The organism is Arthrobacter sp. SD76, assembly GCF_049726125.1.
In the GTDB taxonomy this organism is placed as follows: Bacteria; Actinomycetota; Actinomycetes; order Actinomycetales; family Micrococcaceae; genus Arthrobacter; species Arthrobacter nitrophenolicus.
Genome location: NZ_JBNBLR010000001.1, coordinates 340,802 through 365,970, shown reverse-complemented (window position 1 = coordinate 365,970; position 25,169 = coordinate 340,802). Strand labels below are relative to the sequence as shown.

Below are 25,169 nucleotides of genomic sequence, written 5' to 3'. Positions count from 1 at the left end.
GTTACAGGTTTGCGGCTTCTTCCTCCGCGAGCCTGATCATGCGCAGCTCGTCCTCCACAGCGCGGGCCGGCCAGTAGTCCTTGGCCAGTTCGTCGGCCCATACCCGGTCCGCCGCCGGGAAGAGCTTGGGAAGCAGCCCGGCCGCCTCAAGCAGCGCGATCAGGGCCAGGGTCCTGGCTTCGTGTGCCTTGGCTGCAGGCTTCGCAGCGGCAGCGGCAGCGCCAGCGTCAGGAACGCCGGCATCAGAGGACGCGCCGACAGCTTCCGGGGACTCCGGCACCTGGGGAGGCGCCGACGTATCGCTGAGCGCGGCTTCCAGCTTTTTCACGAGTGCCGCTTCAGGAGCGTGGTCCTTCTCCGGGTACCGCACGGTCTGGAAGACGCCAAGGTGCTTCTCCCCCACGTGCTCCACGATGCCCCGGGACACCATTCCCTCGTAGACCCGCTGCACTTCCGCCCGGCCCTCCAGCATGGACACCCAGGCCTTGGGCGTGTGCGGCCGTGACTTGTGGCGGATGAGGTCCAGCTCGTGCTGGAAATCGGTGGCGGGGGTGGCGCCGGTGGCACGGACATGCTTTCCCTGCAGCCGGATGGCGCCGACCATGTCCAGCTCGGCGAGGATGGCCCCGGCCAGGGTGGTCCGGAGCGCGAACACCGGCACTTCGAGTTTGCCGTCTTGATCGTTCGTGGCCAGCAGGAGGAAGGCCTGGGCAGGTTCAGCTCTACGGTTCCGGGTGTTTGGGCGTCCATATGACCATGGTGCTCCCGGCCGGCGGCTCCCACAATGGCCGCAGACAGGTTCTGTCCGGCGGGTTTAGGCTGGGCAGATGTTGACCATCGGCACCCTTGTCCTCGGCGTCAATGACGTCGCCCGCGCCACGGATTTCTGGCACGCTGCCCTCGGCTATGTCCCCCGCGAACCCGGTGACGACACGTGGGTGACCCTTGCCCCGGCGTCGGGCCCTGGAGCCCAGCTCTCGCTGATGCGCAGCGAGACGCCGGTCCAGGAGCACCCGCGCGTCCACCTGGACCTCTACGCGGATGACCAAACTGCGGAGGTGGAGCGGCTGGTCTCGCTCGGAGCCCGGCGGGTGGACTGGGACCTGTACCCGGAGGACCCGGACTTCCTTGTCCTGGAGGACCCCGACGGGAACCGCTTCTGCGTGATCGACAAGAGCGCGGGGTAATCGCCCGGGCGGCTGCCGGTACATTGGAGGCGATGATTTCGATTGACCGGGACGATCCCGCACGCCCTGATGTCCACCGGCTCCTGAGCGAGCACCTGGCGGACATGTTCGCCACCTCCCCGGCTGAGAGCGTCCACGCACTGGACCACTCCGCGCTGTCCGACCCGTCCATCACGTTCTGGACAGCGCGCGAGGACGGCACCCTGCTGGGGTGCGGTGCCCTCAAGCTCCTGGGAGCCGCACCCGGCGCGGTCCGGCACGGCGAGATCAAGTCCATGCGCACCGCCGCGGGCGCACGCGGACGGGGCGTGGCCACCCTGATGCTCCGGCACATCCTCGAGGACGCCCGGAACCGGAACCTTGGACGCGTCTGCCTCGAGACCGGAACCGAGGACTACTTCGCTCCCGCGCGGCGCCTGTATGAGCGGCACGGCTTCACGGAATGCCCGCCTTTTGCGGACTACTCGCTGGATCCCAACAGCGTGTTCATGGAGCTCCGGCTCTAGCGGAGCCCACTGATGGCCGGGGACCGGTCAGGAGATGCGGTCCGTATCGGGCTCGATGGCCCAGGCAAGGCGGTGGAGTGCACTGGCGGCGTGACCGCGGGTGGCCTCCCAGCGTGACAATTCAGGCTTGGGCGTCCGGCGCTGCCGTGGGGCGTGCGGCAGGGCGCTCTGGGCCGTGCCGTCCTTTCCGGCGAGGAAGAGTGCGATGAAACCTGAACTGTCCATAGGGCGGTGTCCTGCGTTGTGAGGTGGGGGTAGGGAAGCCGGCAGACGGACCGGCACTGCCCCGATTATGGAGCACCGCCCGGAGAATCCGGACATCGATCTTCCCATTTCGTCACAAGAAGGTAAGTTGACCATTGCCGAGAAAGCGGTTTCTCGATAGGGTCCTTGTCAGCGCTAACAAGCACCGGCGTCATAGCAGCCGCCGGCAGGGGCGCGAAGTTCATTCCAATGACGGAAGAGAGAACATGCAAAAACGCACCACCTTATCCATGTCCGCAGCCGTGGCAGTGGCCGGAGCGCTGCTGGTGTCAGCGCCGGCAGGCGCTTCGCCCAACCCCCTGGCGGATCCTGCAGCCCAGACGGCCCAGACGCCGCTGGAGCGCCAGGTTCTTGCCGCGGGAAACGGCTGGGCCTCGGCCGGGGCGGGCACCACCGGAGGTTCCGCGGCAACGGACGCCCACGTCTACGACGTTTCCACCAAGGCTGAGCTGCTGGCGGCCTTCGCGGCGGCCGGAACCGCGCCGAAGATTGTGCGGATCCATGGAACCATCGATGCCAACACCGCTGCGGATGGTTCAGCGGTGACGTGCGAAAACTACGCCGAAGGCACCGGCTACAGCCTGCAGCAGTACCTCCAGGACTACGACCCGGCAACCTACGGCCGCAGCCAGGAACCCGAAGGGACGCAGGAGAGTGCCAGGCGGGCAGCCGCCGGCAAGCAAGCCTTGAACATCCGGGTGGACATTCCCAGCAACACCACGATCGTGGGTGCCACGCCGGACAGCACCATCACCGGCGCCGCCCTCCGCATCAACGGTGCCAGCAACGTGATCGTCCGCAACCTCACGGTGCGGGATGCGCACGACTGCTTCCCGGCCTGGGATCCAACCGACGGGGCGGACGGCAACTGGAACAGCGAGTACGACATGCTCCAGGTCATCAACCGGGCCACCAACGTCTGGATCGACCACTCCGAATTCACCGATGCCCCCAACCTGGACAGTTCCCAGCCGCTCTACTTCGGCCGCCCTTACCAGGTGCACGACGGCGCCGTGGACGTCACCAACGGCTCGGACCTGGTGACCATGTCCTTCAACCGCTTCGCGGACCATGACAAGCTGCTCCTGATCGGCTCCACCGATTCACCGGGCCGCGGGGACCCGGGCAAGCTGCGCGTCACCATCCACCACAACGTCTTCGAGAACGTGGGCCAGCGCGCCCCGCGGGTCCGGTTCGGCCAGGTGGACGTGTACAACAACCACTTCAAGGTGAACGCGGACAGCACCGTGACCTACGGCTACACGCTGGGCGCAGGCTTCGATTCGCACCTCCACGCCGAGGCGAACGCCTTCACGCTGCCGGCCGGGATCGACGCCGCGGACATCATCACCCGCTTCAAGGGCACGGCGATCACCACTATCGGGAACGCCGTCAACGGGAAGATCACCGACCTTCGCGCCGCCTACAACGCCGCTGCGGCACCCGTGGACCAACTGGCCGAGGACACGTCCTGGACCCGACGCTGCGCACCCAGGTCCACCCGGCGCAGGCCGTGCCGGCCCTGCTCCAAGACTCCACCGGACCGGTCTTCACGGCAGGAGGCGGACACTGATGGCCGCCATTGTGCCCACCCGCCGCACCATCCTCACATCCCTGGCACTGACAGCGGGGGCCATGGCCCTCTCCGGCACTGGCATAGCCAACGCGATCCCCCGCACCAGCCCCGACCCTGCCAGGCCGCGGACACAGCCGGTGATCTTCGTCGTCGGGGACTCGACGTCGTCGGCGTACCAGCAGTCCGAGCGCCCCCGCGCGGGCTGGGGACAGGCGCTGCCGCTTCTGCTGGGGCCGCAGGCCACCGTCTTCGACTATGCCTGGTCCGGCGCCTCCTCAAAGAGCTTTGCCGACGCCGGCCTGCTGGACCGGGTGCTGGCGCTGATGCAGCCGGGCGACTACCTGCTGATTTCCTTCGGCCACAACGACGAGAAGGTGGCGGACCCGGCCCGGGGCACGCTCCCGGACAGCACCTACAAGGAGTACCTGACCCGGTATGTCGACGGCGCCAGGGCGCGCGGAGGCAAGCCCGTGCTGGTCACCAGCGTGGAACGCCGCCGGTTCGATTCCTTCGGGACCGCCCAGGATTCGCACGGCGCCTACCCGCAGGCGGTGCGGGACCTTGCGGCCTCCACCGGCACCCCGCTGGTGGACCTGACGGCGTCGTCCAAGCAGCTGTGGCAGCGGCTGGGACCGGAGGGCACCAAGGAACACTTCCTCTTCCTGGCGCCGGGCGAGCACCCGCAGTATCCGCAGGGTTCGGAGGACAACACGCACTTCCAGGCCGCCGGTGCCCTGGCCGTGGCCAAGCTGGTGGCCCGCGAACTCCAGGCGAAGGAGATCGTCCCGCCGGGCTACTTCCTGAACATCGACGCCGGCACCGATCCTCTGCTGGGCATGTACTGGCCCGCCGAACGCCCGGTTGACCTCCCGGTGATGCTCGACGTCGGGCGGGGCCGGACGTTCGCGACCGTACAGGCCGCCGTCGACTCCGTTCCGTCCAACAGCACCCAGCGGACGGTGATCCGGATCCAGCCGGGCAACTACCGGGAGATGGTCCGGGTGCCCAGCAGCAAGCCGCGGATTTCGTTCATCGGCCAGGGCGGCAGGCCGGAGGACGTGGTGCTGGTCTTCAACAACGCCTCCGGCACCCCCAAGCCGGACGGCACCGGAAACTACGGCACCTCCGGCAGTGCCTCAGTCCGGATCGACGGCCCCGACTTCGAGGCCAGGAACCTGACCATCAGCAACGACTTCGACGAGGCCGCCAACATGGGGATGAAGGACCGGCAGGCGGTGGCGCTGCACATCACGGCCGACCGGTCGGTGCTGTCCAACGTCAGGATGCTGGGCAACCAGGACACCCTGCTGGTCAACTCGCCGGGCACGGGCGTCCCGGCGCGCTTCTACTTCGACAAGTGCTACGTGGAAGGGGACGTGGACTTCATCTTCGGACGCGGCACAGGCGTTTTCAGCGGTTGCGAGATCAAGTCCCTGGACCGCGGCTCGGCGACGAACAACGGGTATGTCACGGCCGGAAGCCAGGACCTGTCCATCAAGTACGGCTACCTCTTTGACCAGTGCCGGCTCGTCTCGGATGCCGCCGCCAGCAGCGTCCACCTGGGCAGGCCGTGGCACCCGGGCGGCGACCCCCGGGCGGTTGCGCAGGTCCTGATCAGGGACTCCTGGCTGGGGGCCCATGTCTCGGGGACGCCGTGGACGGACATGAGCGGCTTCTCCTGGCGGGAGGCCCGGTTCCACGAACTCACCAACCGTGGCCCCGGCGCGCAGGTGACAGCGGACCGCCCGCAGCTCCCCGCGGCGGAGGCGGACAACTACACGGTCCGGGCCTACCTGCAGGGCACGGACGGCTGGGCACCGCAGCTCGCCGGCACCGCGGCGGACACCACAACAGCGCCGACCGGGGTGCCGTCCGGGGCACCCGCCTAAGCCGGGGCGGACGACGGCGGGACCTCCCGCCGTCGTCCGTTCCCCCGTGAGCCTGGCCGGCTGAAAAGGTGCGCCCTACGGTGATCCGAGGTAGATGCTGACGGTGGTCCCGCCGCCGGGGCCGGGTGCAACCTCCAGCCTTCCCCCGTGCGCGGCGGCGATCCGGGCGCAGGTGGCCAAGCCAAGCCCCGTGCCGGCGGGATCGCCGTCGCGGTGCAGGCGGACCAGCGGTTCAACCACCTTGCGCCGGTCGCCGGCGTCGATGCCCTTGCCGTTGTCCTGCACCCGGACGACGGCGCCCGCTCCGGCACCCTGTCCGGAGACGGTGATGACCGGGGGCACCGCTGGACGGCGGTAGGCGACGGCGTTCTAGATCAGGTTCTGCAGGGCCACGCGCAACTGGTTTTCGTCAGCGTGGAAAACGAAGTCCTCACAGTGCACCACTGCGCCGGCGTCCTCCAGGCCCAGCCGCAGGTCCTGCGTGACCTTCTGCACGAGGTTTGCCAATGAAAGCCGTTCCCTGGACAGCGAACCGCCGATGGACGCGTATCCCAGCAGCTCCTCCACCATGGACAGCATCCGCCGCGCGCTGCCGCCCACGATTTCCAGGTACTCGGCTGCTTCCTCCGGGTGGCCCGATTCCGCGTCCGTGGCACCCAGCTCCACGTAGCCCAGGATGGATGTGAGCGGATTCCGGAGGTCGTGGCTGACCCGCCCGGTGAATTCGGCGAGCCGTTCGTTGCTTCCCCTGGCCGCGTCCAGGGCGTCGGCCAGGGCGTGGTGGACTGCCGTGACACGCCGGGCGGCCAGCAGGCGCGTGTGGAGGACAAAGGGGTCCAGCGGCTTGCTGATGTAGTCGTCCGCTCCGGCCCGCATGCCTTCCAGCACGTCTTCCTGGGCGCCATGGGAGGTCAGCAGCACCACGTACGTGTAGGAACTTGCTTCCGAGGCCCGGATGGCGCGGCACAGGTCAAACCCGTTGAGCCCCGGCATCACCAGGTCGCTGACTACCACCTGGGGGCGCCGCTCCTGGAACAGCTGCCACGCCGTCTCGCCATCCGCGGCCACGATGCACTGGTGCCCGTATTTCTCGACGGCGGCCTTCGCCACCAGCAGCGATCCTGCGTCGTCGTCGGCCACCAGCACCGTCATGGCGTCCCGGGAATCGTCCGGCACGCCGGGATTCTTCCCGGCTGCCGCGTCGGGCGACAGACGTCCCGTCGCACTCCAGCTCGAATTAACCGCCATGATGCCCCCGGCCATACATCGTCATGACGGGCCACCCGGCGGCCCGCTGGACCTATAGTCCCACGGGAAAGGCTTACCCGGACGGGCAAAGACGGGCAAAGACGGGCAGGTTTCCACGGATCCGGCGGTCACGGATTGCTTGCCAAGGGTGGCCCTGCCAAAACAGGTTTCAACAGACACTCCCTAACCCGCGCCGGAACCCGTTGACTGGTAGAAGGCCGGGCAGGCCTGTGCCGGCACGGACAGCCATCAGCAAGGGAGAAGTCATGCATACACGGACACTGGGGCAAGGACTGCAGGTTTCCGCTATTGGTTTGGGCTGCATGGGGATGTCCCAGAGCTACGGCCCGAACCCCGCAGACCGGCAGGCCATGATCGGCGTACTCCGCGACGCCGTCACGATGGGCATCAACTTCTTTGACACAGCCGAGGTGTACGGGCCCTTCGTCAATGAGGAACTGGTGGGCGAAGCGCTCGCCCCGGTCCGCGACGAGGTGGTCATTGCCACCAAGTTCGGGTGGCGGATCGAGGACGGGAAATCCGTGGGGCTGGACAGTTCGCCCGAGCGGATCAGGCGGGTGGCGGACGAGTCACTCCGCCGGCTTCGGGTGGACACCCTGGATCTCTTCTACCAGCACCGGGTGGACCCCAACGTGCCCATTGAGGAAGTGGCCGGCACGGTGGGAGAACTCGTCCAGGCCGGCAAGGTCCGCCACTTCGGGCTGTCCGAGGCATCGGCCGCGACCATCCGGGCGGCCCACGCCGTCTTCCCGGTGACCGCCGTGCAGAGCGAGTACTCGCTGTGGACGCGGGATCCGGAGCCGGAAGTGCTGCCCACCCTGGCCGAACTCGGGATCGGGTTCGTTCCGTTCAGCCCCCTTGGCAAGGGCTTCCTCACCGGAACCGTGGACACGTCCACACCGTTTGCCGACGGCGACATCCGCAGCACCATCCCCCGCTTCACCGCTGAAAACCGCGCCGCCAACCTGGCACTGGTTGAGCATGTCGCGGGCCTCGCGGCGGCCAAGAACGCCACGCCGGGACAGATCGCGCTGGCGTGGCTCCTGGCCCAGCAGCCCTGGATTGTGCCGATCCCCGGTACGCGCCGCCGCGAACGCGTCGAGGAGAACGCAGCGGCCACCGCCGTTGCGCTGTCCGCCGATGAAGTGGCAGATCTCGATGCCGTCGCCAGCCGGATCGGTGTGCAGGGCAACCGCTACAACGACCTGCACATGGGGCTCGTCGGACGGTGACGCTCCAGGAAGCGGACGACGGCGGGTGGGCACCCGCCGTCGTCCGCTTCCTTTGGGTTGATTGCCGGCTTCTAGGGCTGCCCCATGGGCCCGGTGTCCTTGACTTCGCCGCGCCAGCCGCCGGTTTCGGTGCCGCGCGATTCAATGAAGGCCTTGAACTTGCGCATGTCGGCCTTTACCTGCATCTCGTCGATCTTCAGCGCCGCGCCTGCTTTTTCAGTGACCGTCTCCGGCGCCCATTCGAAGTGGACCCTGACTTTCGTGTGGTTGGCGTCCACCGGCGTGAACCTGATGATGCCGGCATGGGACTTGCCGTCCGTGCTGCGCCAGGCGATGCGGTCGTCAGGTTCCTGGTCGACGATTTCGGTATCGAATTCCCGCTTGACACCACCCACCTTGGTCACCCAGTGGTTCGTCCTGTCGGTCAGCTGGGTTACGGATTCCACCCCGGACATGAACTGCGGAAAGGATTCGAACTGGGTCCACTGGTTGTACGCGGTCCGCACCGGGACATCGACTTCCACTGTCTCTTCGACGTGTTCCATCTGCTTCCTCCTTTTGACGGGCGGCAGCAACAGCGGACTGGCAGCATGTGCCTTCCTGCCAGTCAGGCAGCCGCCACATTTGCACCATAAATCCGGCCGCCGCCAGTGTCCAGACCCCAGACGACGGCGGGTGGGCACCCGCCGTCGTACCCTACCTAGGTGCCAGGCCTCACGAGCTGAAGGGGATCTTTTCCCAGCTCAGGACCCCGGAACCGGCCGCGCTGTTGCCGGCGACGCTGAACCGGACGTAGTTGGTGGCGTTGGCGGAGCCGTCCACGGTGACCCGCTGCAGGTCATCCGCGACGGGCTGGCCATACACCTCCAGCCAGGGCGAGCCCCCGGCCAGCGGCTGGTTCTCAGCGAAGACGTGGCTGTCGCCGTTGATCAGGTAGACCGGGGCGTCGAAGTTGTTGGTCTCCTCCACGATGGCGGCCACGATGTCGCGGAAGCCGGACATGATTTCCGGGCTGGCGGTGGCCGCGGCGAGCAGCGACGGATCGAACATGTCCGCCTGGGTCATCAGGACCACGGCGCGGTCATTGCGGCGCTCGGCGTCGGCGAACGTTTCGCGGATCTGGACCAGGACGGCATCGGTCCGGTGCTCCACCTCGGCCAGCTGCTCGGGCGTGGCAGCGGTTTCGCCCAGGCCGGTCCAGGGCTGCAGGGAGTTGTTGCTGCCCTGGATGTTGAGCACCGAGAAGGCCACGCGGTTCTGGGTAAACCGGACGTTCTCGGGGAGCCCGAGGTCCTCCTGGGTCTTGACCGGCATGGTGGCGCCGAGGGTCTTTCCGGGCTCGTCGAAGAAGACTTCCCGCAGCTTGTCCAGCCGCTCCAGCGGGTTGTAGGCGCCGTTGTTGGTGCGGTGGCAGTCCACCCATTCGTTGTCGCCGGGGGTGAAGACCAGCGGGTGCTCAAACGTGTCGAACTGGGCGCGGATGTAGGAGAAGTACCCGTCCGAGCAGACGGATGAGCCGTTCTTGATATCGCCCACGTGTGCTACGAACCCCAGGTCGCGGTCGGCGTTGATGTCCTGGATACGGGAGGGGAATTTGGCGATCTCGGCGTCGCCGTAGGGGATGTCGCCGATGACGCCGAAGGTGAAGGCGTCCTTGCTGTTGTCAGTGGGGGTGTCGTCCGCGGCAGTGGCCGGCTGGGCGGCAAGGAGGCCGAACGCCAGGGCGAGTGCCGCCGTCGTGGTTTTTATGGTCTTTGAAGGCATGGGGATGGTCCTGGTTCTGGGGTGGGGTTAGGCGGCGCGGGCGGTGAGGAACTGCTGGAGCCCTGCGAGGTCATCGGTGTTGATGTGGTCCACGCCGGCGTCGGCGAGCTCGCTCCAGAGCGCTTCGCGGGCAGTGCCAGGCTGGTCCGGGGTGGCCCAGAAGCGGACGCGGTAACCGTTGGCGTGCGCCTCGGCCACGTAGGCGTGCAGCCTGGCGCGCTCAACCTCGGGCATCGGTCCGACGCCCTGCCAGGTGAAGAGCCGGGTCCAGTTGTCGCTGACGAGCGGCATCAGATCCGCGGGCTTGCCGGACGTGAGGTCCGCGGAGCGGCCGTCGTAGAAGCTGAAGCGCTTGTCCTGCGCCTGCATGGTGGCCAGCGGGCGGTTGCCGCTGATGACCGCGGTGACCGGGCCGGTCTTGGTGGTGCCGTTCGTGTAGCGGCTCATGATGTCGCGGTGCTCGGCGAGCTCTTCCTCGATGGCGGCGTAGGTGGCCTCGCCCTCGCTCTTGATGTCGATCAGGAGCTGCAGGCTGCCGTCCCAGTGCCGGTACACGCTGTGCCCGGGCTGGCTGCGGACCAGGTCCTGGAGCGGTTCCAGGTAGAGGCTCTCGAGCGTGACGCCGGGCTTCACGTCCTCCAGGTCGTGGGCCACCAGCAGTTCGCCGTCCACCAGCCACACGTCCGCCTCGACACTGGTGAAGCCATGCTCCAGAGCGTCCATCAGCGGGCGGTCATGCTCATAGTCATTGTGGGCGTGCGCCTGGGCCAGGGGCTGGCCGACGACGACGGGAGCGGGCTTGGTTGCCTCGGCTTGGGCGGGTGCCACGGCGGTTCCCGCCAGGGAGGCAAGGAAGGCGACGGCGGCGAGGGTGCTTTTCACGAACACGGGGTACTCCTGGTGGCAGCGTGGATTGTCCGCAGCCCGGCAAGGGGATGGCGCCGGGGTGCCTTATGAGAATTCCGCTGGTGAAAGAACAGGCAGGGTCGCAAGGGTTTCGCCGCCGTGAACACCAAGCGTCCTTATCTGTGCCCATGGCAGCCTGGCCCAGAAGAATCGCCCGGCCCCGGTGACATTGATCCGCACCGTCGTAGGCTACTAATGAGGGCGGACAACGGGGGCGCCTCGGGCCCCGGAGGGAGCATCGGGTGGACAGTACAGCCGGTTACTGGTTCTTGAGTGGCGCTGAGCGGGAGCATTCGGCCACCGGTGTGCATGCCGGCCCTGCCGAGACACCGGCGTGGTCAGAGGGCAACCTGGTGCGGCCCCTGATTCACGGGGCCACCTACTTCGCCCGGCTGTACGAGGAGCTGTCCGCGCTCCAGGCGGGCGACCGTGTCTGGTTTACCGACTGGCGCGGGGACGGCGACGAGCGGCTCAAGGCGGACGGGCCCGCCATCGGTGAGCTGCTGACCCGGCTGGCCCGGATCGGAGTGGAAGTGCGCGGCCTGGTGTGGCGGTCCCATGGGGAACGTATCCAGGCCCCGATGAGCAACCGGTCCAACGAGCTCCTCAGCCGCCAGATCAACGACGCCGGCGGCGAGGTCCTGCTGGACCAGCGGGTCCGCGTCTTCGGCTGCCACCACCAGAAACTGTTCGTGATCCGCAGCCGGACGGACCCTTCACGCGACGTGGCGTTCGTGGGCGGCATCGACCTGTCCCACAGCCGCCGGGACGACGCCGACCACATGGGCGATCCGCAGGCGGTGGACATGGACCCCCGGTACGGGAAGCAACCGCCCTGGCACGACGCCGCCGTCGAACTCCGCGGCCCGGTGGTGGCTGATGTGCTGGAACTGTTCGCGGAACGGTGGAACGACCCCCATCCCCTGGACCGGCGCACGCCGTACCGGATGCTGCTGCAGCGCCTGGCCGACATGCCCCGGCACCCGCAGCCGCTGCCGGACACCGCGCCGCCGCCGCCACCGGCCGGCCCGCATGCCGTGCAGCTGCTGCGCACCTACGGGGTGAAGCATCCGCCGTTCCCGTTCGCCCCGGGCGGCGAGCGCAGCGTGGCCCAGGCCTACACGAAGGCATTTTCCCTGGCCCGTTCGCTGATCTATATCGAGGACCAGTACCTGTGGTCGGCGGAGGTCGCGGCGGGAATCGCAGGCGCCCTCAAGCAGAACCCCGGGCTCAACGTGATCGCCGTGGTGCCGCGCTACCCGGACTCCGACGGCCCGCTGGGAGGTCCGCCCAAGCGGCTGGGGCAGCTGCATGCCATCGAAACCATCCGTCGCGCGGCCCCCGACAGGTTCGGCGTCTTCAACCTCGAAAACAGGGCCGGGACACCCATTTACGTCCATGCCAAGATCTGCATCATCGACGACACCTGGTTCACCTGCGGCTCGGACAACTTCAACCGCCGGTCCTGGACCACAGACAGCGAGCTGACCTGCGCGGTCATCGACACCAGCGCCGGCCGGCAGGAAACGCCGGACGCATCCGCTTCGCTGGCCCACAGGGTAAGGCGCCAGCTCTGGGCCGAGCACCTGGGCCTCGACGAGGATGACCCCCGGTTCCAGGACCCGGCGGACGGACTCGCCCTGTGGAAGGCCGCCGCCGATGCCCTGGACGGCTGGCACCAGGCCGGCAGCCGGACGCCGCGGCCCGCCGGACATGCGCGGCACCACACCACAGATCCCGTGTCAAGCCTGCAGCGCCTCTGGGCAGCTCCTGCCAACCGCTTCCTGGTGGATCCGGACGGCCGGCCCCGGAAACTGCGCGGCACCACCAAGTTCTAGGGTCCGTCGGCGTTCGCTCGTCCGCGGCGAGGAAAGATGAACGACGGCGGGCCTCCCGCCGTCGTTCATCTTCCATCTGTCATGGTTCAACGATCAGGGACCTGACGGCGCCCTCCCAAGACGCGCCAGCTCCTCGCCCATGGCAGACACAAAAACGTCGCCCGGCACGTTAGATGCGTCGAAGTGGATTCCACAACAGAGATTGCCGCCGTAGGAGACCGCCGCGACGCCGAGCCGCACGTTGCCAGCGAGGACCGCAACCGGCCAGAGCGCTGCGACCGGAGCGCCAGCGAGCCGGAAAGTGCCTTCCGGACCTGGCACGTTGGTGACGAACCCGCCCACCAGATGCTGCCGCCGCGCGAGGCGGTCCATGATGCGAGCGCCCACCGGACCGCGCATGAACTCCAGGGTGCCTTGGTCCCTTGCCCGCGGCTTCTCCTCGCGGGTCTGCGCTGAGATGAGTCGCAAGCGTTCGTCCGGGTCGGGCTCGCCGAGCGGCAGCCGCACAAGCATGATTCCCACTTGGTTCCCGGCAGTCCCGCGGCGGCGCAGCGCCACCGGCTCTGACACCGGCAGCCACGCGGGAATCGGCTCTTCGGCAGCCATCAAGAGCGCTCGGAAGCCGGAAGCGGACGCTGAGAGCAGTGCGTCGTTTATCGTGGCACCCCGTGGACGCACTGCCGTCTCCAGAGCTTCGATGTCTGCCTGCAGAAAAGCGACGCCGTGGTGCGCGCTGCGCTCACCGAGCAGCACCGTGCGGCCCACGCCGTTGCCCCACAAGGTCTTGCGGATTCGGCGCAGACCCGTCCTCAGCCGACGCAGTGCACGGCGTGGATCCCGCAGCAGAGGGTCCCGCGGTATCTCCGCTGGCCCGCTGTTATGCTGCTCATTCCCTGCTCTCTCCCGCGGTTCGCCGGGATCGAAGAGCCGCTGCACGATGACCGCCGCCGTCATCCCGTCAGCCACGGCGTGATGGATTCGCAGCACGACGCCGAGTCCCCTCTCAGCAGCTCCGGGCACCACCAGGATCTCCCACATCGGACGGTCCGCTGCGAGCGGCTGGCCCATGAGCTCGGCGCATCTGTCCTGAAGCCCTGCAAGACCGTCCACGGGCTCCACAAGGCGGACGTGATGCTCGACGTCGGGTGTGCAATCGACCCAGTGGTGCCGGCGGCCCACCTTGGCTACTTTCTTGCTGAGCGCCGGCAACTCTGCGATCCGTTCACGAAGGACCGCCCTGAGCCCCGCCAAATCCAGCGTCCCGTCCGGAGCCAGAACCCGCCCGGCGCAAGCAGGCCGGCGACGAGGAACACGTTGACCTGGCCGGCGTGGTCGAGCACCAGGTTCGCCTCATCAGCAGGAGCCAGTCTTTGCGTCGCTGAATGCATGCCTCGACGCTAACGTTGGAGTACCCGGCCTGTCAGGTGGTTTCCGCGAAAACCTGGCGTCACACAAAGAGACGGCCTCCGGATCCTGTGGGGCAACGGCCTACCCTTGACAGGTGACTTTGACTAATATCCGCACCGCCGCCGCGAGCTCCCTCGCCGCCGCAGGTCTCCTGTTTTCCCTCGCCGCCTGTTCCGCGCCGGCCGCCGAGCAGCCCGCCGCCTCCGCACCGGCCACCACGGCCGCAGCGTCGTCCGCCGCAGCCTCTGAGAACTGCGACGGCGTGCAGGTCATCGTTGATTCCGGCGCCCTGAAGCAGGATGCCGCCAACACCTCCACCTGCGTGGACGTCACCGAGCCCACCGTCGCTTCCGAGATTCTCGACGAGGCCGACATCAAGACCGAGGGCACCGCTAAGTACCCCACGAGCTTCGCGTGCCGTGTCAACGGTGTGCCTGCTGAGGACTTCGACATCAAGCACAAGGGTGGCACTCTCCGCGAAGCGTGCGATGACAAAAACACTGTCTCTTATTGGGCCCTCTGGGTGAAGCCCGCCGCCGGCACGTGGGGTTACGCGCAAGAAGGCCTGGACAGCCTCAAGCTCAACCCGGGCGAGAGCCTGGAACTGCTCTACACGGTGGACGGCGAACCGGCCGCACCCAAGGCATGACCTTCCGACCCGCGCCGCTACGTGCTGGGGTGGCCTTGGCCGCCATCTTCATCGCGGCGCGGGTCATCTACCGCGTCCTCTTCAACGGCGCCAGCAGGGGCACTCCGGTCCTGCTCGACCTGCCGCCGGTGCGGCTGCCCGCGCCGTACGCGCATGTGGTGCTCTTCGGCCCGGTCACCGGATCCGGCCTGTGGGAGGCGGTCCTCTCCGCCCTGCCGATCGCCGGCATCATCCTGGGCTTCGGCATCCTCAACTCCTTCGTGGACGTGGCCCGCGGCTTCGTCCACCTGGCCCGCGGCGGCCCGATGCAGGGCATCGCCCGGATGCTAGTGGTGGCCTGGGCTGCGCTCCCCGCCCTCGCCGACGCCGTGCACTCCGTCCGCCTGGCCTTCCGGTTGCGGGGCGAACGCTTCGGGCCCCGCGCCCTCGTCCCCATCCTTGAACGCACCCTCGAGCACGCCGGCCGGGTCGCCGCCGCCCTGGAGCTGCGCGGCTTCGGCAGCCGGGCGTCCCACCAGCCCGCACGCGGCACCGCAGAACCCGTCCTGATCCGGGACGCGCATTTCCGCATCGGTGACGCGCAGGTGGACGTGGCCGGGTTCGCGCCAGCGCCCGGGTCCATCAATGTCATCACCGGGCCGACGGGCTCCGGCAAGTCGACCATCCTCCGCGGCATCGCCGGTCTCCTTTCCCATGCCGACGGCGGCGCTGTCGCCGGCACCGTGCGCGTGGCCGGGGCCGACCGCGCCGCCACTCCCCCGCGCGATACCGCACGCCTGGTCGGCGTCGTCCTGCAAAACCCGCGCGCCGCGTTCGCCAGCACCCGGGTCCGGGACGAGATCTCCCTCGCCCTTGAACTGCGCGGCGTGCCCTCCGACGCGTCCAAGGCGCGGGTGCGGGAGGTCGCGGAGAGCGTCGGGGTGACCGCGCTGCTGGACCGGAACCTCAGCACCCTCTCGGCGGGTGAGGCGACGCTCGTGGCCATTGCCGCCGCCGTCGTCGAACATCCCGCCCTGCTCCTGGCGGACGAGCCACTGGCCGACCTGGACACGACAGCCCGCGCATGCGTCACCGCCGTGCTCCACGCCCTCGCCCGTGACGCCGGCGTCTGCGTCATCGTCGCGGAGCACCGTGCGGAGCCGCTCCTCCCCGTCGCCGACTCGTGGTGGACCATCGACGACGGCGCATTGGTTCCAACTGCAGGGGTCCCCGGCGCCGCGCCGTCCGCTTCGCCGCGGGCGGCTGATGTCCGCCCGTCCCGGCCGAGCCGGCGCAGGACGCACCCGTGCTGACGGCGGCGGACCTCGCGGTGCACCGCAAGGGCCAGCCGCTGGTGCGCGACGCATTCCTCACCCTGCACCGCGGCGAAGTGGTGGCCCTGGTGGGGCCGAACGGTGCCGGAAAGTCGTCCCTGCTGGTGGCGCTTGCCCTGCGTTATAACAAGGCGCGCGACGGCAAGGCAGGTGACGGGATCAGCGGGAACATCACGTCCGACGGCGGCCGGGTGGCCCTGGTGCCGGACGCCTCGGACGACCTTTTCACCCGGGACACCGTCGCCGGCGAGCTCCGCGCTGCTGAGCGCCGCCTTGCGCGCCGGAAGAACGGCGGCAAGCCCGCGCCTGGCTTTGCGGCGTCCCGCCTGGCCCGGCTGCGGGGCGACGTGACCATCCCCATCGGGCACGAGCACCCCCGGGACCTTTCCGCCGGTGAACGCCGGATCCTCGCCATCACGCTGCAGACAATGGACGATCCGCAGGTGCTCCTGATCGACGAACCCACCCGCGGGCTGGACCCTGCGGCGCGCACGGCGGTCGCCGCAGCACTGCGGGCTGCAGCCGACGCGGGTGCAGCCGTCCTGATTGCCACCCACGACCACGATTTCGCGCAGCGTCTCGGCGCCCGGATCCTGCCAATGCGCGACGGCGTCGTACCCGCCGCCGAAGCGGCCCCGGCCGTTGCAGCCAGCGCCGCCCCGGCACCGATCGCGGCACCACAGTTCACAGACCGGCGGACCGATCTCCCCGGCGCCGTGAAACCGCGCCGCATCCGGCTGCCGCGCGCCGTCGAGCTTCCGGTCCTCGCTGCGGCCAACCTGCTGGCGCTCGGCGCCTTCTGCTGGCCGCTGCTTGCCACGGCCCTTCCGCAGGATGCCGCCGCGGCCGTCCCGTACGCGGCGCTGGCGATCGCACCCCTGGCCGCCGTCGCCGTCGTCGTTTCCCTGGACGGCTCGGTGCGGTCGGCACACATGGTTGCGCTGCTCGGCGTCCTGGCTGCCGTCGGCTCGGCGGTGCGCGTGGCGAGCACCGGTGTCGGGGGCGTGGAGGCGGTCTTTATCCTGCTGATCCTGGCCGGGCGCGCGTTCGGTGCCCGGTTCGGCCTGCTGCTGGGCGCCGCGACCATCGCCGTCTCAAGCGTGCTGTGGGGCGGGATCGGGCCGTGGACGCCGTTCCAGATCTTCGCGTGCGCGTGGGTGGGTGCCGGGGCCGGCCTGCTCCCCCGCCGGGTGCGCGGGAAGGCGGAGTTGTGGATGCTGTGCGGTTACGGGGCAGTGGCGTCCTACCTGTTCGGTCTGCTGACCAACCTGTGGTTCTGGCCGTTCGCCGTCGGTGCCGGAACCGGCATCTCCTACCAGCCCGGGGCGCCGCTCAGCACCAACCTTTCCAGCTTCCTGCTGTACTCGCTAGTGACGTCGACGGCAGGCTGGGACACCCTGCGCGCGGTCACCACGATCATCGGCATCACCGTGATCGGGCGGGCCGTGCTGGCCGCGTTCCGGCGGGTGAAGCCGGTCTCGAACTTGGGCGCACAGGCTGTGAAGGCCCAACACGTCCAGGACAGGGACCCGCTTCAACTCGGGGCGTGAAAACAGTAGCTGGGCTGTGTATGCAAGAACAGTCCCTGGTGAACGTCATAGTGTGCTGTTCCCTAGGACTCGCTATTTCCCGTGGATAGTCTTGGACAGGATGCCACCCTACGGAGGGTCAGGGAGAACGTGATCGAAGCAGCTGCTGCCGTCATCGGCCGGAACAATGTCACCATAACGGGCCGGGATGACGGACCCGTGATGATGTTTGCCCACGGTTTTGGCTGCGACCAGGCAATGTGGCGGAAGCTGCTGCCTTACTTCGCTGATAATTACCGGCTGGTGCTTTTTGACCATGTTGGTGCGGGACACTCCGATATCAGCGCGTATGACTGGGAGAAGTACGGGTCCCTGAATGGTTACGCCTCAGACCTGCTGGAGATTTGCGCCGCCCTTGAACTTGAGGACGTCATCCTGGTGGGCCACAGCGTCAGCACGATGATCGGCGTGATCGCCGCGGTGCGGGACCCCAACCGTTTCTCCCAGCTGGTCCTGCTCGCTCCTTCACCCCGCCATACGGATGACCCGTACGACGGCTACGTGGGCGGGTTTTCGCGGGAAGACATCGAAGGCCTGCTCGCATCCCTGGACAGCAACTATTTCGCCTGGGCCGCGGCCTTGGCGCCCATGGTTATGGGCAACCCCCAGGAGCCGGAATTGGCAGAGGATCTGCGTGCCAGTTTCTGCCGGACAAATCCGGCCATCGCACGGCACTTCGCCGGGGTAACGTTCTTTTCCGACACCCGCCCTGAACTGAAAAAGGTGCGGACCAGCTGCCTGATTCTGCAGTGTTCCGACGATCGGCTTGCCCCGCCGGAAGTGGGCGCCTACCTGCACAAGAATCTGGAACACAGCACCCTGGTGCAGCTTCAGGCCACCGGCCACTGCCCCCACGTCAGCGCCCCGGAGGAGACGGCCCGGGCCATTCTGCACTACCTTGATACCCGCTCGTGACGGGCGCCAGCATCGTTCAGGCGACTTTGGTTACCTGGTAGGTGTGGCCGGCCGCACGGAGTCGCTCTATGAGCACGTTGCCCAGTGCAGTGGCCGGTGTCAGTGACCCTTTGGCGGTCGGCAGCCGGTCACCGTCGAGGGCAAGAGCGAGTGCAGTCTCCCCTGCCATCACGGCGGTGGCGGCATAGCCGGGATCACCGGGGCCGGCAGCAATCGCCTGGTAACGCTGGCCGTCCTCGGTGCAGGCGGTTACCTGGGAGTGGAACCAGCCCGCGCGCTGCGTGCTGATGCTCGGACCCGTACCCGGTGCCGGAAGACAGCGGTCGAGCACCCTCCGGGTTGGCGGGAATGCCATCGCGGCCGTGAATGCCCGGAGCCCGGCTGCCATTGCCCTGGCGGCGACCGCTCCTGCCGCTCCGGGGGCCACCCCCAACACCTCGCCGTACTGAAGGGAGCGGCCGTAAGCCCAGCCCTGCAAGGCGTTGCTGCGGCGCACTATCCGGGTGTTGAACTGCGCCATGATGAAAGGCGCGGTCCAGGTGCCGTCAGCGGAACGGCGCACAGGACCGGCGTCAGGAGGCTGTGGCGTTGTCGGCTCCCGCGTGCGGTCGGGGCTTAGGGCATAGGGGTCCGCGGTTAAGGACCTCAGGGCAGTGCTCGACCGCATCGCATCGAGCTGTCCGCGCATCGATTCGAGCGTGCCTCCGCTGATGCCGCCCTTGGCCCTGGCAACGAGTTGGACCTCGGCCAAACCGCCGGCGCCATCGGCCTCTGCAGCCTGATGAAGCAGCAGTACGGCAAGGTCGGACGGGACGGAGTCATAGCCGCAGGAGTGCACGATCCTGGCCCCGCTCGTCCTGGCCAGAACGTCGTAGCGGTCGATCGCCTCCCGGATGAATGACACCTCACCGGCGAGGTCGGCGTAGTGGGTACCCGCCCGTGCGCAGGCCTCGACGACGGGCAGTCCGTGTTTCGCGTACGGGCCGACGGTGGAGAAGAGCACGCGTGTGCCCGCAGCCAGGGCGGCGATTGAGTCCGCGTCCTCCGAGTCGGCCTCGATGAGGGCCCATCCGCGCGCCGCGGCCGGCAACTCCGACCGAACCGCCTCGAGCCTGGACGTGGACCGGCCCGCGAGTCCAACCCGCAGCCCGGCCGGTGCATGCTCCGCAACGTAGCCGGCGATCAGTCGGCCAACGAAACCGGTTGCTCCGTAGAGAACGAGGTCATGTTCCCGAGATGTGGTGTCCATGACTGCAGCCTTTCACAGCGGCATGGCACTCACACCTTGAAGTACTTCGCCTCCGGGTGGTGGAACACGAACGCGTCGGTGGACTGCTCGGGGTGCAGCATCAGTTCGTCGCTGAGGATGACGCCCATCCGCTCCGGCTTCAGGAGCTCGGTGACCTTGCGGCGGTCCTCCATGTCCGGGCACGCGGGGTAGCCGAGCGAGAACCGGGCACCGCGGTAGTCGAGCTTGAAGTACCCTGCCGTGTCCTTGGGTTCCTCGGCGGCGAAGCCCAGTTCCTTGCGGATACGCGCATGCCAGAACTCGGCCAGCGCCTCGGTGAGCTGCATGACCAGGCCGTTGAGCTCGTAGTAGTCGCGGTACTGGTTGGCCTCGAACATCTTGGCCGTGAACTCGTCGATCTTCGAACCGGCGGTGACCAGCTGCACCGGCAGCACGTCGATCTGGCCGGACTCGCGGGACTTCACGAAGTCTGCGAGGCACAGGTGCCGGTCGCGGCGCTGGCGCGGGAAGTCGAAGCGGAGCCGGTCGGTGCCGATCGGGCCGCCTGAACCGCCGTCGGGTGCGAGCAGGCCCGCGGTGCCGAGGACGCCGTCGCGGTCCTCACCGTGGTGGAGGACCACCACCTGCTCCCCTTCGGAGACGACGGGGAAGTAGCCGTAGGCGACGGACGCGTCGAGCATGCCTTCGGCGAGGATGCGGTCCAGCCAGTAGCGCAGGCGCGGCCGGCCCTCGCGTTCCACCAGTTCCTCGTAGGAGGCGCCGTCCTCGCCGCGGCCGGGCTTGAGGCCCCACTGGCCCATGAAGGTGGCGCGCTCGTCAAGGAACGCGGCGAAATCGTGGAGGGCGACGCCGCGCACAATGCGGGTGCCCCAGAACGGCGGGGCGGGCACGGGGTTGTCGGCGGCGACGTCGGACCGGCCGGGCATTGCCTCCGGCTCGGTGACGGTGAACTTGGCGCCGCCCTTGTGGATGCGCTTCTTCAGCGGCGGCAGGCCGACGTCGTCCGGGGATTCGCCGCGGGCCACGCGCACCAGCGGCTCCATGAGGGCCAGGCCCTCGAAGGCGTCCTTGGCGTACCGGACCACGCCGTCGAACTGCTCCGCCAGGTCCTGCTCCACGTAGGCGCGGGTCAGGGCGGCGCCGCCGAGGATCACCGGCCACTTCTTGGCCATGCCGCGGGACTGCAGCTCGGCGAGGTTCTCCTTCATCACCACGGTGGACTTCACCAGCAGCCCGGACATGCCGATCACGTCCGCGTTGTGTTCCTCGGCCGCGGCGATGATCTCGGCGATGCCCTGCTTGATGCCGATGTTGACTACCTTGTAGCCGTTGTTGGTGAGGATGATGTCCACCAGGTTCTTGCCGATATCGTGCACGTCGCCGCGGACGGTGGCGATCACCATGGTGCCCTTGCCGGAGGAGTCGGACTTCTCCATGTGCGGCTCGAGCAGGGCGACGGCGTTCTTCATCACCTCGGCGGACTGCAGCACGAACGGCAGCTGCATCTCACCGGCGCCGAAGCGTTCGCCCACCACCTTCATGCCCTCGAGCAGGTGGTCGTTGATGATGCCGAGCGGGGTCAGCCCCTCGCTGCGGGCCAGGTCCAGGTCCTCCTCGAGGCCCTTGCCTTCGCCGTCGATGATGCGCCGCTCCAGCCGCGCGCCCGTGGGCAGCGCGGCGAGTTCGGCGGCGCGCTGGTCCTTGAGGGCTGCGGTGTCGACGCCGGCGAACATGTCGAGCATGATGGCCAGCGGATCGTAAGTAGTGTTGCCGTCGGCGTCGTATTCGCGGCGGTCCCAGACCAGGTCCAGGGCCACCTTGCGCTGGTCTTCCGGGATCGAGGCGAGCGGGACGATCTTGGCGGCGTCGATGATGCCGCTGGTCAGGCCCGCTTCGGTAGCCTCGTGGAGGAAGACGGAGTTCAGGACGATGCGCGCGGCCGGGTTCAGGCCGAAGGAGACGTTGGAGACACCAAGGGTGGTGTTGATACCGGGGTATTTGGCGGTGATCTGCCGGATGGCCTCAATGGTTTCGATGCCGTCCCGGCGGGTCTCCTCCTGGCCGGTGGCGACGGGGAAGGTCAGGGCGTCAACGATGATGTCCTCGACGCGCATGCCCCATTCGCCCACCAGGGCGTCGACGAGGCGGGAGGCGATGGCCACCTTGCCGTCGGTGGTGCGGGCCTGGCCCTGCTCGTCGATGGTCAGGGCGATGACGGCGGTGCCGTGTTCCTTGACCAGCGGCATGATGCGGGCGAAGCGGCTGTTGGGGCCGTCGCCGTCCTCGTAGTTGACGGAGTTGACCACCGGGCGGCCGCCGATGAGTTCCAGGCCGGCCTGCAGGACGGGCGGCTCAGTGGAGTCGATGACGAGCGGGAGGGTGGAGGCCGACGCGAAACGGGAGACGATCTCCTTGACGTCCGCGACGCCGTCGCGCCCCACGTAGTCCACGCAGACGTCCAGCAGGTGCGCGCCGACGCGGATCTGTTCGCGGGCGATGTCCACGCAGTCGTCCCAGCGCTCTTCGAGCATGGCCTGGCGGAAGGCCTTGGAGCCGTTGGCGTTGGTGCGCTCACCGATGGCCAGGTAGGCGGACTCCTGGTCGAAGTTCACGTGCTGGTAGAGGGAGGCGATGCCGGCTTCGCGCTCGGTGGGGACGCGGGCGGGCTGGGTCTTGTCGGCCTTCGTCGCCTGGGCGCGGAAGGGGGCAAGGCGTTCGACGACGGCGGCCATGTGCTCCGGCGTCGTACCGCAGCAGCCGCCCACCAGGCCCAGGCCGAATTCGCGGACGAACTGCTCGTGCGCGGTGGCGAGCTCGGTGGGTGAGAGCGGGTAGTGCGCGCCGTTGGCGCCGAGGACGGGCAGGCCGGCGTTGGGCATGCAGGCGATGGCGACGGAGGACTGCTTGGAGAGGTGGCGGAGGTGCTCGCTCATCTCGTCCGGGCCGGTGGCGCAGTTCAGGCCGATGGCGTCGACGCCGAGCGGCTCCAGCGCGGTGAGCGCGGCGCCGATTTCGGAGCCCATGAGCATGGTGCCGGTGGTCTCGACGGTGACCTCGACGAAGATGGGAAGGCGGACTCCCTTGGAGACGATGGCCTGCTTGCAGCCGTTGACCGCGGCTTTGGTCTGCAGGAGGTCCTGGCTGGTCTCGATGAGGAACGCGTCGGCGCCGCCGTCGATGAGGCCCTCGGCCTGCAGGGCGAAGGTCTGCTTGAGGTAGTCGTAGCTGGTGTGGCCGAGGCTGGGGAGCTTGGTGCCCGGGCCCATCGAACCGAGGACCCAGCGCATGCGGCCGTCCGTTGCTTCTGCCGCTTCGGCACGTTCGCGGGCGATCTTCGCGCCCTTCAGGGCGAGCTCGGCGATGCGGTCATCGATGCCGTAGTCGGAGAGGTTGGACCAGTTGGCGCCGAAGGTGTTGGTTTCCACGGCGTCGATGCCGGTGGCGAAGTAGGCGTCGTGGATGTCGGCGATGACGTCCGGCCGGGTGTCGTTGAGGATCTCGTTGCAGCCTTCGAGGCCTTGGAAGTCTGTTTCGAGGGTGAGGTCCCGGCCCTGCAGCATGGTGCCCATGGCGCCGTCGGCGATGACCACGCTGTGGTTCACGGCGTCAAGGAGCTCCTGCGCGCGGGCAGGGCGGGGCACGGATTCGATGTCGAGCGCAAAACGGGGCATCAAACAAGGTTACGCGGCGGGGCCAAGTACATTGCTTAGTGTTTCTGTGTACTACGGCGGGGTGGGGGGCTGTCCGAGAGGCCCTCACGGCACGAACCGAAGAGTGCATCTGGCGCACGGGTAAGCGTATGTCTGGTCAAATACCGAATCCGCCTCACGGCATCATCGCGAATCCCTCCTCACCAAACTCCTGCCCCTGTGCGCCGTATTGGGGGCAGGAGTTTGGGTTAGCGCGGAAATGTAATTGCAAACTAGCAAAGGCCCCTCTCCGAAGCCAGAAATACTCAGCAGGCCTGGAGGGGCTCCCTTACTTTCTAGCCAGCGGACTACAGGGTCTGTGAAAAGCTCAGACTGATGCCGACACCTCGGACCGCAGCGGGGGTAGAGTGGCAAGTTTTTCCTGCAGCAGGTCTGCTACTTCTTCAATGCTTCTGTGGGCGAGGTCTATATGGCCCGTCGAAGCTGGTAGACCGATGATGGCTGGTCGCGTCGGTCCGACGATGAGGGGGAGGAGATAGTCACCTGTGCGCTTGTGGGCGGCGTTCTTCCCAATTTCGAATTCAAAAGCAGGCCAGTCGCTTTCGGGATAAGCATCCGAAAGACACACCACCATAAATTGAGCATCTTCACTGTAGACGCGTCCGAGTTCGACGCGCAGATCCTTGCCCCAGAGGATCGCCTGCGAGTCGAAGTCGTAGAACACCTCCATGCCTCGTTCCTTCAAAGTGTCAACGAGCTTCTTCACCGTGGCGCGGTCACTTCCGGCGAATGAGACGGCCACGTCGTACTCATAACCAAGACGCCGGATGTTAACCTGCGAACGAACCCTCGAAAAATCAAGGTGGTCGAGGTAAAACCTGAAGACGGGGTCATCAATAGTGAGAGTGCCGTTCTCGAAAATAAGAATGTCTGAGAGCTCATGTTCTCGAATGACTTCGGGCAGTGCTTTCATCGCGCGATAAAAGCTGTTCCTGAGACCATCCTTAGCGCTAGCCTCAGCGCTGCCGACAACGTTGTGATACAGCTCGTCCTGCGAAATCTGTTGCTTGCCACTCCGTGCTACAAAGTGAACGATTTCGTAGTAGGTGTCATAAACCGAGCGGGCTTGACGTCGCCCACGAGCCAGACTGACGATCTTCGTAAGATAGCGGCCATCATACTGTTTGACCACCGCGTTCCTGATGAGTGGTAGCTCGACTCGGACATCCACCAGGGTTTCGCCTGTCCAAAAGACATCCGCTTCGACACAGGCGATTCGACATATGGCTTGAAAAATGGACGGAGAACCTTGTGCCGCCGCTATCGCGGTGCTCCTACTCTCGTCGTCCAGCCGAATATTCAAAGCTGCTTCGCCCTTCTTAAGCAGTTTCTCCATAAACTCGGTCGACTGAGACTCCAAGTGCCACGTGTCGTTCCGTATCGCCAGTTCAGGGTCAAGACCAAGAATTTCCTCGCTGGTTTTTGCAATCCCAATCATGAAGAATCGGATTCCAACCTCATGCCAAAGCTTAAGAAATTTGGCCAACTCCGTTCGCGCGCCTAAAGAAAGATGATGAACATCGTCGATCATTACCAGGTCGTAAAGTTTGAGCCAGGGCAAGATCTCTTCCGTAGTTGGAGCAACGCGGAACTCCTGTCCGAGTACCTCCAGGATGCTAGTACTTTCAGCGTAGTTACGGCCTGAAAAGGCGTGTACCTTATTCTCGTCTAGGTCAAGCGCTTTCAAAGTGCTATTGGCAACCGTGGACTTGCCGCTTCCGGAAGGGCCAACTAGGGTGACGTGCTTGCCCCTAGTAAACAAGGAGCCTTTGAGCTGCTGAGCCTCGGCGGGAGGAACGTAGGTCAGAGCAGGCAACCCCGCTTCGTTGAATACTTCGTCGAGTTTGTGTTTCAAAGCTTCCCCCCATGGAAAATTTCTTCTAGTCATCTGTTTCGGCACCCAACT

16 protein-coding genes and 4 pseudogenes are annotated in these 25,169 nt (G+C 67.2%); 9 read left to right on the top strand and 11 right to left on the bottom strand.

What is annotated here, in order from left to right; all coding sequences use genetic code 11:
* Position 1: 1 nt before the first annotated feature.
* Positions 2-750, bottom strand: a pseudogene (locus ACPEE0_RS01735) (GOLPH3/VPS74 family protein).
* A 77-nt stretch (positions 751-827) separates the two neighbouring features.
* Between ACPEE0_RS01735 and ACPEE0_RS01730 the strand changes: the two are divergent.
* Positions 828-1,187 carry a VOC family protein gene (locus ACPEE0_RS01730; RefSeq protein ID WP_009356787.1) on the top strand — a complete coding sequence of 120 codons (360 nt, stop codon included), beginning with the start codon at positions 828-830 and terminating at the stop codon, positions 1,185-1,187.
* Between the two features lie 32 nt (positions 1,188-1,219).
* Positions 1,220-1,693, top strand: coding sequence for a GNAT family N-acetyltransferase (locus ACPEE0_RS01725; RefSeq protein WP_009356786.1), 474 nt, complete (start codon positions 1,220-1,222; stop codon positions 1,691-1,693).
* A 27-nt stretch (positions 1,694-1,720) separates the two neighbouring features.
* On the opposite strand, the gene ACPEE0_RS01720 is transcribed toward ACPEE0_RS01725, so the two are convergent.
* Positions 1,721-1,918: a hypothetical protein gene (locus ACPEE0_RS01720; protein WP_009356785.1), complete on the bottom strand. Its 198-nt coding sequence runs from the start codon at positions 1,916-1,918 to the stop codon at positions 1,721-1,723.
* A 245-nt stretch (positions 1,919-2,163) separates the two neighbouring features.
* Here ACPEE0_RS01720 and ACPEE0_RS01715 point away from each other — a divergent pair.
* Both ACPEE0_RS01715 and ACPEE0_RS01710 read left to right on the top strand, forming a co-directional pair.
* Positions 2,164-3,210, top strand: a pseudogene (locus tag ACPEE0_RS01715) (pectate lyase family protein); the annotation flags it as partial.
* A 319-nt stretch (positions 3,211-3,529) separates the two neighbouring features.
* Positions 3,530-5,422: a pectinesterase family protein gene (locus tag ACPEE0_RS01710; RefSeq protein ID WP_009356783.1), complete on the top strand. Its 1,893-nt coding sequence runs from the start codon at positions 3,530-3,532 to the stop codon at positions 5,420-5,422.
* A 75-nt stretch (positions 5,423-5,497) separates the two neighbouring features.
* Here the strand turns inward: ACPEE0_RS01710 and ACPEE0_RS01705 are convergent.
* Together ACPEE0_RS01705 and ACPEE0_RS01700 are read right to left on the bottom strand one after the other, a co-directional pair.
* A pseudogene (locus ACPEE0_RS01705) lies at positions 5,498-5,779 on the bottom strand (ATP-binding protein); the annotation flags it as partial.
* Positions 5,780-5,791: 12 nt separating this feature from the next.
* On the bottom strand, positions 5,792-6,598 hold the full coding sequence (locus ACPEE0_RS01700) for a response regulator (protein ID WP_354175615.1): 807 nt from the start codon (positions 6,596-6,598) through the stop codon (positions 5,792-5,794).
* A gap of 338 nt (positions 6,599-6,936) precedes the next feature.
* Between ACPEE0_RS01700 and ACPEE0_RS01695 the strand changes: the two genes are divergently transcribed.
* Entirely contained in the window at positions 6,937-7,923 is a 987-nt protein-coding gene (locus ACPEE0_RS01695; RefSeq protein WP_035751966.1) for an aldo/keto reductase, read from the top strand.
* Between the two features lie 71 nt (positions 7,924-7,994).
* On the opposite strand, the gene ACPEE0_RS01690 is transcribed toward ACPEE0_RS01695, so the two are convergent.
* From ACPEE0_RS01690 to ACPEE0_RS01680, 3 genes are all read right to left on the bottom strand, one after another.
* Positions 7,995-8,468 carry an SRPBCC family protein gene (locus ACPEE0_RS01690; protein WP_009356780.1) on the bottom strand — a complete coding sequence of 158 codons (474 nt, stop codon included), beginning with the start codon at positions 8,466-8,468 and terminating at the stop codon, positions 7,995-7,997.
* Between the two features lie 169 nt (positions 8,469-8,637).
* Positions 8,638-9,687, bottom strand: a complete 1,050-nt coding sequence (locus ACPEE0_RS01685; protein ID WP_009356779.1) for a hypothetical protein — start codon at positions 9,685-9,687, stop codon at positions 8,638-8,640.
* A gap of 27 nt (positions 9,688-9,714) precedes the next feature.
* Positions 9,715-10,575: a phosphatidylinositol-specific phospholipase C/glycerophosphodiester phosphodiesterase family protein gene (locus ACPEE0_RS01680; protein ID WP_009356778.1), complete on the bottom strand. Its 861-nt coding sequence runs from the start codon at positions 10,573-10,575 to the stop codon at positions 9,715-9,717.
* 260 nt (positions 10,576-10,835) lie between these two features.
* Between ACPEE0_RS01680 and ACPEE0_RS01675 the strand changes: the two genes are divergently transcribed.
* On the top strand, positions 10,836-12,431 hold the full coding sequence (locus tag ACPEE0_RS01675) for a phospholipase D family protein (RefSeq protein ID WP_009356777.1): 1,596 nt from the start codon (positions 10,836-10,838) through the stop codon (positions 12,429-12,431).
* 93 nt (positions 12,432-12,524) lie between these two features.
* Here the strand turns inward: ACPEE0_RS01675 and ACPEE0_RS01670 are convergent, their stop codons facing one another.
* Positions 12,525-13,640, bottom strand: a complete 1,116-nt coding sequence (locus tag ACPEE0_RS01670; RefSeq protein WP_424573797.1) for a wax ester/triacylglycerol synthase domain-containing protein — start codon at positions 13,638-13,640, stop codon at positions 12,525-12,527.
* A gap of 298 nt (positions 13,641-13,938) precedes the next feature.
* Between ACPEE0_RS01670 and ACPEE0_RS01665 the strand changes: the two genes are divergently transcribed.
* The 3 genes and pseudogenes from ACPEE0_RS01665 (at position 13,939) to ACPEE0_RS01655 (ending at position 18,304) form a co-directional block, all read left to right on the top strand.
* Positions 13,939-14,487 (top strand): hypothetical protein, encoded by a 549-nt coding sequence (locus ACPEE0_RS01665; protein WP_009356775.1) that lies wholly within the window; start codon positions 13,939-13,941, stop codon positions 14,485-14,487.
* A pseudogene (locus ACPEE0_RS01660) lies at positions 14,484-17,350 on the top strand (ATP-binding cassette domain-containing protein). The gene ACPEE0_RS01665 and the pseudogene ACPEE0_RS01660 overlap by 4 nt, the downstream one beginning before the upstream one ends.
* Positions 17,351-17,479: 129 nt before the next feature.
* Positions 17,480-18,304, top strand: coding sequence for an alpha/beta fold hydrolase (locus ACPEE0_RS01655; protein WP_354175621.1), 825 nt, complete (start codon positions 17,480-17,482; stop codon positions 18,302-18,304).
* Positions 18,305-18,320: 16 nt separating this feature from the next.
* On the opposite strand, the gene ACPEE0_RS01650 is transcribed toward ACPEE0_RS01655, so the two are convergent.
* The 3 genes from ACPEE0_RS01650 to ACPEE0_RS01640 form a co-directional block, all read right to left on the bottom strand.
* The gene (locus ACPEE0_RS01650) at positions 18,321-19,553 is read right to left on the bottom strand and encodes a saccharopine dehydrogenase family protein (RefSeq protein ID WP_009356774.1); all 1,233 of its coding nucleotides are present in this window, start codon (positions 19,551-19,553) and stop codon (positions 18,321-18,323) included.
* A 29-nt stretch (positions 19,554-19,582) separates the two neighbouring features.
* Positions 19,583-23,224, bottom strand: a complete 3,642-nt coding sequence (metH, locus tag ACPEE0_RS01645; protein ID WP_424573796.1) for a methionine synthase — start codon at positions 23,222-23,224, stop codon at positions 19,583-19,585.
* Positions 23,225-23,570: 346 nt separating this feature from the next.
* Positions 23,571-25,118, bottom strand: a complete 1,548-nt coding sequence (locus ACPEE0_RS01640; RefSeq protein WP_009356772.1) for a TIR domain-containing protein — start codon at positions 25,116-25,118, stop codon at positions 23,571-23,573.
* Between the last annotated feature and the right edge of the window lie 51 nt (positions 25,119-25,169).